Genomic DNA, 8666 nt, shown 5'->3' with positions numbered 1-8666 from the left:
CTCCGGAGCAACTTTTCCAGCTTACCACCGCGTTGACCATTGTCAACTCGGCGTTTCAGACTGGTTCACCCCGCTGTTTCCGACTCGCCTTTTCAGGCCGGCCGGATCAGCGGCGCGAGATAAAACTTTACACGCATCCCGCCACGACGCAAAATCGGCCTGTTTCCAGAACTTGCGGGCTAAAATCCCCGGAATCATGCGGATCCTCAGCATTCCAAGATGAATAGCGGCTGAAAACAACGGAAATTCGTTGTTATGAAGCGGGTCACCTTAACGACCGTGGGTCATAACTTGCCTTGGCAAGTTATGACCCACTCATGATGCTTGGAAGCTACTTGGCCTTCTCAGCACGCAAACGCGATACCTCGTAGAGCGAGATGCCGACAGCCATCGAAGCGTTCAGCGATTCCATGGCCGAGTCGATTGGAATCGACACGATGGCGTCGCAGTTTTCGCGAACCAGCCGGGACAGGCCCTTGCCCTCGGAACCAACCACAATGCACAGCGGGCCGGTTGCCAATTCGAAGTTCGGCAGCTGCATATCGCCACCAGCGTCGAGGCCGATCACGAAGATGCCGGCAGCCTTGATTTCCTTCAGCGCGCTGGTCAGGTTGCTGCACTTGGCAACAGGTACGCGGACCGCTGCGCCGGCGCTGGTCTTCCATGCCGAGGCGGTCATGCCGACGCTGCGGCGTTCTGGAATGATCACGCCGTCTGCGCCGAAGGCCGATGCCGAACGGACAATCGCGCCCAGGTTACGCGGGTCGGTGATGCCATCCAGTGCCAGGAACAGCGGCTGGGTCTTGGTGTAGCCCTTGTCGAAGTCCTTGATGGTCTTGGTAGCCAGCTGGACTGCGTCCTTGTACTCGTATGGCGGGATCTGCAGGGCCAGGCCCTGGTGGATCGCGTCATCGGTCATGCGGTCCAGCTCAGGCTTGGATGCTTCCATCAGCGGGATGCCCAGCTCGGCAGCCAGCTTCAGGGATTCGCGGACGCGGTCATCGACGTCGATGCGGATGGCAACATGCAGCGCCTTGGCAGGGATCCCGGCGCGCAGCGCCTCGACGACGGAGTTGCGTCCGGTGACGAATTCGGCGTTGACCTTGATGCGTTCGGTACGGCGGCCGGCGCTGCGCTTGGCAGCCGAGCGCTCGGAAAGCTGCTTGGCACGGTACGCCTTGTGGTACGGGCGGTCCTCTGCCTTAGGGGTCGGGCCCTTGCCCTCGAGGGATCGACGTCCCTTGCCACCACTACCCTTGGTTGGGCCCTTTTTGCTCATTGGTAATTGTCCTTTGGTTTTTGAGTTCGTTGGCGTCGCGCTGATTCGCGACTAGTTATCCAGGGTCCAGCGGGCGCCATCGGCCGAATCCACCACGGTAATCCCGGCGGATGCCAGTGCATCGCGGATCGCATCGGAGCGCGCCCAGTCCTTGGCTGCCCGGGCTTCGGCGCGTTCGGCCAGCTGCGCCTGGATCAGCTGGTCCAGGGCCTCGTGCTCTGCGGAAGAATCCGACCCTTCATTGCTGCCAGCATCATCCAGGCCCAGCACCTGGGTCATGGCCAGGACCTGGCCCAGGGCCTTGGCGGCGGCAGCGTCATCACGCTGGTCCAGGGAAGCGTTGCCCAGCCGCACGGTTTCATGCAGTGCAGCCAGGGCCATGGGAACGTTCAGGTCATCATCCATCGCGGTGCCGAAGGCTTCCGGCACCGCGGTGGCTGCGATCGCCTCGGCGGCGGCACCCAGGCGGTAGCGCGCATTGGAGATGAAGGTATCCACGCGTTCCACCGCTGCCCCGGCCTCGGTCAGCGAGTCCGGGCGGTAATCGAGCATCGAACGGTAGTGCGCCTGGCCCAGGAAGTAGCGCACCACGCGGGCATCGGCCAGCGCTAGCATTTCCTCCGGGGAGATGGTGTTGCCGATGGACTTGGACATCTTCTCACCCTCGTAGGTGACCATGCCGTTGTGCATCCAGTAGTTGGCGAAGCCGTGGCCTGCCGCATTGGACTGGGCCATCTCGTTCTCGTGGTGCGGGAAGCGCAGATCCAGTCCGCCGCCGTGGATGTCGAATGCGCTGCCCAGGTATTTGCCGGCCATCGCCGAGCACTCGAGGTGCCAGCCCGGGCGGCCGCGTCCCCAGGGGCTGGGCCAGGACGCGGTCAGCGGATCGGTATCTTTGTGCCCCTTCCAGAGCGCGAAGTCGCGTGGGTCCCTCTTGCCGCGCGGATCCGAATCCGGGGCGTCCTGCATGTCGTCGACCTTCTGGCGGGTCAATGCACCGTACTGCTCATAGGAGCGCACATCGAAGTAGACATCACCAGAGCTGTCGGCTGCCGGGTAGGCGTGGCCTCGGTCGATGAGCTGCTCGATCAGCTCATGCATTTCGGTGATGTGCCCGGTCGCGCGCGGCTCATAGGTCGGCCGGCGCACGCCTAGCGCCTCGTAGGCAAGCGAGAATTCCTGCTCGAAGCGGTACGCCAGGGCGAACCATTCTTCGCGCGGCTTGTAATGGGCATCGGCTTCGAAGTCCGCGGCGAAGGAGTTCGCCGACTTTTCCAGGATCTTGTCATCGATGTCCGTGACGTTGCGGACGGTGGTGACGGCGAAGCCGCGGTATTCGAGCCAGCGCACCAGGATGTCGAAGACGATGGCACTGCGAACATGGCCCACGTGCGGCATGCCCTGCACGGTGGCGCCGCAGTAGTACAGCTTGACTTCGCCTTCCGCCAATGGCTGGAAGTCGCGTACGGATGCTGTTTTGGTGTCATAGAATCGCAGGCTCACGCCTTTAAGGTTATCCGATGGATGCACGCTTTGTGCTTCACTTGTGACGCTCTCGATGAGCTAAGCCCGCGGCAGCGCCGACGGGCCTAGTGCGAAACCGGATAGACCAGTGCGGTGGCATAGGCGGTCACGCCCTTGCCCTCCCCCTCGTACCCCAGCCCGTCGCTGGTAGTCGCAATGACGCTGACTGGGGCGCCGATCGCCGCGCTCAGCACCGCGTTGGCCTCTTCGCGGCGCGCGGCGAAGCGCGGGCGGCGGCCGACGAACTGCACCGAGACATTGCCGATCTCGAATCCTGCCTCGCGCACCAGGCGGGCGGCTTCTGCAATCAGGCTCACACCGCTGGCCCCGGCGAATTCCGGGCGGTCCACCCCGAAGTGCGTGCCCAGATCGCCTATGCCCGCTGCGGAGAACAGCGCATCGCAGGCAGCGTGCGCTACCGCGTCGCCGTCGGAGTGGCCGGACAGCCCGATGTCGTCCGGGAAGTGCAGTCCTGCCAGCCACATTTCGCGGGCCGGGTCGTCGCTGACCGCGTGGACATCGATGCCGTTGCCGACTCGTGGCAGGATCATGGCTTCTTCCTTTGCACTGGGGTTGCTGGCCAGGTGGCTTGCCGCGAGCTTGCCGGCGGCGTCGAGGTCTTCGGGGTAGGTGACCTTCAGTGCTTGCTGCGATCCGGGCAGCACCTGGACTTCGGCGCCGAAAGCCCGCACGATCGACGCGTCATCGGTGACCAGCTCCAGTTCGGCTTCGGTGCAGGAATCCAGCCGGGCGTGCGCCGCGCGCAGCAGCGCCGCGTCAAAGCCCTGCGGGGTCTGCACCGCGCGCAGGGTGGAACGCGCCGGGGTTTCCTTGATGATCTCGTCCTCGCCGGAGGCATCGGGCTGGACCACGCAGATGGTGTCGGTGACGTCCAATGCCGGAATCACCGCGCTGCACTGCTCATCGGCCAGGGCGTGCAGCACCCTTTCATGCAGCTCGGCCGGGGCGAAAGCGCGGGCTGCGTCATGGACCAGGATATTCGCGGCCTCTGAACTGGCGACGGCCAGTCCGGCGCGAACCGACGCGGCGCGGCTTGCACCACCGGGCACGGTACGGACCCGTTCCCCGTACTGGGCCATGGCTGCGGCCAGGCGCTCGTCCTTCGGCGGGGTCACCACAATGATTTCGGTGATCTGCCCAACCCCGAGGATCCGGTCCACTGCGTGTTCTGCCAAGGACTTCCCGGCCACCTGAACCATCGCCTTGGGAATTCCTGCGCCAAGACGGGTTCCCATACCGGCCGCAACTAGGATCAGGCTTGAATTTTGCGCTTCGCTTTGCTTCACAGCGCCCAGCTTATCGTGCCGCGTCATCCTGAATCGGCTGCTTTAACGCCAAAAGCCGTGAAACGCTTGGGAGCGTTTCACGGCGATGCGTTACCGGAACTGGGTTAGGCCGAAGCCAGAACCTCGTCCAAGAGGCCTTCCGCCTTGGCCTCGTCCAGATCCTTGGCCAAGGCCAATTCACTGATCAATACCTGGCGAGCCTTGGCCAGCATGCGCTTTTCGCCTGCCGACAGACCACGGTCGTTTTCTCGGCGCCACAGGTCGCGAACTACTTCTGCAACCTTGATGACATCGCCGGAAGCGAGCTTCTCGACATTTGCCTTGTAGCGGCGCGACCAGTTGGTCGGCTCTTCGGTAAATTCAGCACGAAGGACATCGAACACATGGTCCAAGCCTTCCTGACCTACCACGTCACGTACGCCAACAAGATCAACGTTCTCGGCTGGAACCTCAATGGTCAGGTCGCCCTGAGCCACCTTGAGCTTGAGATACATTTTCTCTTCGCCCTTGATCTTGCGCATCTTGATCTCTTCGATCATTGCGGCACCGTGGTGCGGGTAGACAACAGTCTCGCCAACCTCAAAAACCATGTGGATAAACCCCTTTCCCACGTCCTAGTCTACCATGTTTGCTATTCATGGCCTTGCGACTGTGCCCCATATAACCGCGAATTCATGCGGAATTGCCTCTTCCACTTGCAAGAGAAACATGCTATGAAGAAGATAAGGCAGTCGATTGCACACCTCCCCCTTTCCCAGCGACGGTTGTCTACAACTTGTCGAAAAGCGTGTGTTGCACGTCGCTAAATCGCGTCTTTGCGTGAAAAACAGCTAGGCTTAGAGGTAATCGTGGTCCTTTTCGCGGCTGCCCCTGCCCCAGGTGCAGCCGATTCAACCGGCCACGAACCCGAAGCAACTCATTATTCTCACCGAGGAGTTAGTGTCGTGATCACCGCACGCATGACCGCTGGACGTCGCATCGCCGCGTCCCTCGCTGTGGCTGCCCTGGCATTCGGTGTCACCAGCTGTGGCGCCATCAACGAGCAGGCCACCAACATGGACTACGCCGCCAGCGATGGCGTCAACGTCGATGTCGCAGACGCCAAGGTCCGCAACCTGATGTTCGTCACCAACAGCGACGACACTGAAGCCCGCCTGATCGGCTCCGTAATCAACGCCGGCGATTCCGCGCTGACCCTGTCGGTCAAGGCCGAGAACACTGCACCTGTCTCCATCCAGGTTCCTGCCGATGGCACTATCAAGCTTGAAGATGAAAAGAACGAGCAGATCATCAAGAACTTGGGCATCCCTGCTGGCCAGCACGCACCTTCGGTCTTCACCGTCGCCGGCGAGAACGTGGAATTCAGCGTTCCAGTAGTCGATGGCACCCTTGCCGAATACCGCGACTTCGTACCGGGCGGTGCCGATGAGTCGGTCACCGAGCACCTGACCCCGGAAGAGACCCACTCGACTTCGGGCCACTAGGCTCCGCAAGCCGAAACAGCAGCCCCGGACAGAATCACTGATTCTGTCCGGGGCTGCTGCCGTATCCGGGCTATTAGGCCTTAGACCACGAACTTGTAACCCAGTCCGCGCACGGTCACCAGGCGTTCGGGGACTGCCGGGTCAACCTCGATCTTGGAACGCAGGCGCTTGACGTGCACATCCAGGGTCTTGGTGTCGCCCACATAGTCGCTGCCCCAGACGCGGTCGATCAGCTGTCCGCGGGTGAGCACGCGGCCGGCATTGCGCAGCAGCATTTCCAGCAGTTCGAATTCCTTCAGCGGCATGGACACCTCGGTGTTGTCGACCGAAACCACATGGCGTTCGACGTCCATGCGCACCGGACCGGCAGTGACCACGTTGCTGATCAGCTCCTCGCCTTCGCCCTGGCGTCGCAGCACGGCGCGGATGCGGGCCAGCAGTTCGCGGGAGGAATACGGCTTGGTGACGTAGTCGTCCGCACCGAGTTCCAGGCCCACTACCTTGTCGATCTCCGAGTCCTTCGCAGTGAGCATGATGACCGGGACCTGGCTGTTCAGGCGGATCTGGCGGATCACCTCGGTGCCCGGCTGGCCCGGAAGCATCAGGTCCAGCAACACCAGGTCTGCGCCGTGGCGTTCGAACTCGGTGACTGCCTTCAGGCCGTCGTCGGCGATCCGGACTTCGAAGCCTTCGCGTTCGAGCAGGAAGGACAGCGGGTCTGAGAGCGACTCCTCGTCCTCAACGATCAATATGCGGGTCATCGGCGTCCTCCTTCACGATCGGACGCACTCGCCTCGATCGTTCGTTCCTTCATCGTCTGGCCGGCAAGCGCATTGCTGGTCGCCGGTTCTTCGTCCGCTAGGGGAAGTCTTAGGGTAAATGTTGATCCGTGGCCGGGCTGCGACCACAGGGACACTTCGCCGCCGTGGTTGGCCAGCACGTGCTTGACGATGCTCAGGCCCAGCCCGGTGCCGCCGGTCTGCCGCGAGCGTGCGGAGTCCACGCGGTAGAAGCGCTCGAACACGCGTTCCTGCTCCTCGGGCGAGATGCCCGGTCCCTGGTCGGTCACCGAAATCTGGGCGTAGCCATCGCGCTGGCGGATCCCCACTCCGACCGTGGTGTGCTCCGGCGAATAGCGGATGGCATTGTCGATCAGGTTGCGGATAGCGGTCATCAGCAGGTCCGCATCGCCCAGGATCGGCTCTTCGAGATGGCCGCCCACGGTAATGGTGATGCCCTTTTCCTCGGCAATCAGGTGGCTGCGGTCCACGGCTTCTGCCACGACGCTGTCGATATTCACTTCCTGGCCCTGCACGATCGCGTCGGATGCCTGCAGCCGGGAGAGCTCGATGATGTCCTGCACCAGGGCCGCCAGGCGCCGCGATTCCTTGTCCATCCGGGTGGAGAAGCGGCGTACCGCCTTCGGGTCGTCGGCGGCTTCGGTGATGGCTTCGGCCAGCAGCCCGATGGCGCCGACCGGCGTTTTCAGCTCGTGGGATACGTTGGCCACGAAGTCATTGCGCATCGCTTCGGTACGGGTGATTTCGGTGCGGTCGTCGGCCAGCAGGAGGATGTATTCGTCTCCCAGCGGAGCGACGCGCACGTGGACAATCAGCTGCCCGGCACCGAGCGTGGAGCGCTGCAGCTCGTACTGGCTTTCGGCAATCACGCCATCGGCGCGCACCTGGCGCACAAGCGAGAGCAGTTCGTTGTGGACCAGCGTGTGCCCGCGCACCAGCCCGTAGGCATAGGAGGCAGGGTTGGCCCGGACCACTCCGTCAACGTCATCGAGGATCACGAAAGCTCGCCCGATGACCGACAGGACGGCGGCCGCCCCCTCGGGGAGCACTGGCTCGTCGACTTGCGGCAGCTTCGAAGAGCGGGCCTGGGAGAGCCGGAAGGCGATGACGCCAACGATCCCCAGAGCCAGGCCGAGGACGCCGGCTATAAGAGTCGAGATCACTTCGTTCACATCTTTAGACTAGCTTCACCTGTGGGCGGCTCCAGCCCTAAATGACGTGTTTTAGTCGATTTCGGCGCGCTGTTCACCAAACGTTCACCTTTCGTGGCATATTCGTTAATCACCCGCTGACAAGCTGGAGCAAGACCCTCCACCATGCCACAAAACTGTCTCGTGGCGGGTGGCTGCCACGGCAGTCCACCATCCGGCATGGATACCGACACTCGAAAGGAACTGCTGTGCGTAAGGTATTTCAGGCAGACCTGCAGCAAATTGGCGAAGAACTCATTGAGATGGCCAACCAGGTAGCAACCGCAATGGACCGCGCTTGGGAATCGCTAGCCAACGTGGACGTCGATCTGGCACAGGAAGTCATTGCGGCGGACGCGAAGATCGACTTCCTGCAGAACCAGCTCGACGAACGGGCCATCGACACCTTGGCCCTGCAGGGGCCGGTAGCCAGCGACCTGCGCATGATTGTCGGTTCGCTGCGCATGAGCGCGTCGCTCGAGCGCATGGGCGATTTGGCCCGCCACCTGGCGCAGCTGACTCGTCTGCGGTTCCCCAACCCGGCGATCCCGGCCAAGATTTCCGACACCTTTGCCCAGATGGCAAAGATCGATATCGACATCGCCAAGGCGGTCGCGCGCCTGCTGGACACCCGCGATCTGAAGATCGCCACCGAAATCATCGAACTGAACCACGAGCTGGATCGTTTGCACTCCAGCGTCTTCACCCAGGTCGCGGCCGAGGACTGGGACGCCAACGCGCCAACCACCGTGGATGTGTCGCTGACCAGCCGCTACCTTGAGCGCTTCGGCGATCACGGCGTGTCCGTAGCCCGCAAGGTCACCTACCTGGTGACCGGCGAATGGGATCCAACCGAAATCTAGCTTCTCGGAGCATCGGCTCGATTGCATAGCCATGGCGCCTGCCATCCGGTACCAACGGATGGCAGGCGCCTTTTTTGTTCTTCAATTTTGCTTGGACGGGGCATGGGACTTCCGGCTGGGCGCTCCAGAGAGCACGCTGTGCGTCCTTGTTGGGCCCCGATGAGGAAGCTGGCCCAGCCAAGGATTCCAGCTCGTTAAACGGGCAGAGGGCTGCCCACC

Annotated in this window: 8 protein-coding genes; 2 read left to right on the top strand and 6 right to left on the bottom strand. The window is 62.5% G+C overall.

Annotated elements, in window-relative coordinates; genetic code table 11:
- Positions 1 to 331: 331 nt before the first annotated feature.
- From rlmB to BKX98_RS12665, 4 genes are all read right to left on the bottom strand, one after another.
- Positions 332 to 1279 (bottom strand): 23S rRNA (guanosine(2251)-2'-O)-methyltransferase RlmB, encoded by a 948-nt coding sequence (gene rlmB, locus BKX98_RS12680; protein ID WP_038993825.1) that lies wholly within the window; start codon positions 1277 to 1279, stop codon positions 332 to 334.
- A 51-nt stretch (positions 1280 to 1330) separates the two neighbouring features.
- Positions 1331 to 2782: a cysteine--tRNA ligase gene (cysS, locus tag BKX98_RS12675; protein ID WP_073707487.1), complete on the bottom strand. Its 1452-nt coding sequence runs from the start codon at positions 2780 to 2782 to the stop codon at positions 1331 to 1333.
- Positions 2783 to 2868: 86 nt separating this feature from the next.
- Positions 2869 to 4137, bottom strand: coding sequence for a 2-C-methyl-D-erythritol 4-phosphate cytidylyltransferase (ispD, locus tag BKX98_RS12670; RefSeq protein WP_073707486.1), 1269 nt, complete (start codon positions 4135 to 4137; stop codon positions 2869 to 2871).
- Positions 4138 to 4214: 77 nt separating this feature from the next.
- Complete coding sequence (locus tag BKX98_RS12665; protein WP_038993823.1) at positions 4215 to 4700, bottom strand: CarD family transcriptional regulator; 486 nt, start codon at positions 4698 to 4700, stop codon at positions 4215 to 4217.
- Positions 4701 to 5054: 354 nt separating this feature from the next.
- On the opposite strand from BKX98_RS12665, the gene BKX98_RS12660 reads away from it, so the two are divergent.
- On the top strand, positions 5055 to 5594 hold the full coding sequence (locus tag BKX98_RS12660; RefSeq protein ID WP_073707485.1) for a hypothetical protein: 540 nt from the start codon (positions 5055 to 5057) through the stop codon (positions 5592 to 5594).
- Between the two features lie 80 nt (positions 5595 to 5674).
- On the opposite strand, the gene BKX98_RS12655 is transcribed toward BKX98_RS12660, so the two are convergent.
- Together BKX98_RS12655 and BKX98_RS12650 are read right to left on the bottom strand one after the other, a co-directional pair.
- Positions 5675 to 6355, bottom strand: coding sequence for a response regulator transcription factor (locus tag BKX98_RS12655; protein WP_038993821.1), 681 nt, complete (start codon positions 6353 to 6355; stop codon positions 5675 to 5677).
- Positions 6352 to 7566, bottom strand: coding sequence for a cell wall metabolism sensor histidine kinase WalK (locus BKX98_RS12650; RefSeq protein WP_038993820.1), 1215 nt, complete (start codon positions 7564 to 7566; stop codon positions 6352 to 6354). The genes BKX98_RS12655 and BKX98_RS12650 overlap by 4 nt, the downstream gene beginning before the upstream one ends.
- Before the next feature lie 227 nt (positions 7567 to 7793).
- On the opposite strand from BKX98_RS12650, the gene phoU reads away from it, so the two are divergent.
- A complete protein-coding gene (phoU, locus tag BKX98_RS12645) occupies positions 7794 to 8447 on the top strand; it encodes a phosphate signaling complex protein PhoU (RefSeq protein ID WP_038993819.1) in 654 nt (217 codons plus the stop codon).
- The last annotated feature ends 219 nt before the right edge of the window (positions 8448 to 8666 follow it).

The organism is Glutamicibacter sp. 0426, assembly GCF_001906485.1.
Lineage (GTDB): Bacteria > Actinomycetota > Actinomycetes > Actinomycetales > Micrococcaceae > Glutamicibacter > Glutamicibacter nicotianae.
Note: the sequence above shows the minus strand (reverse complement) of the source record. Positions and strands in the feature narration are given on the sequence as shown.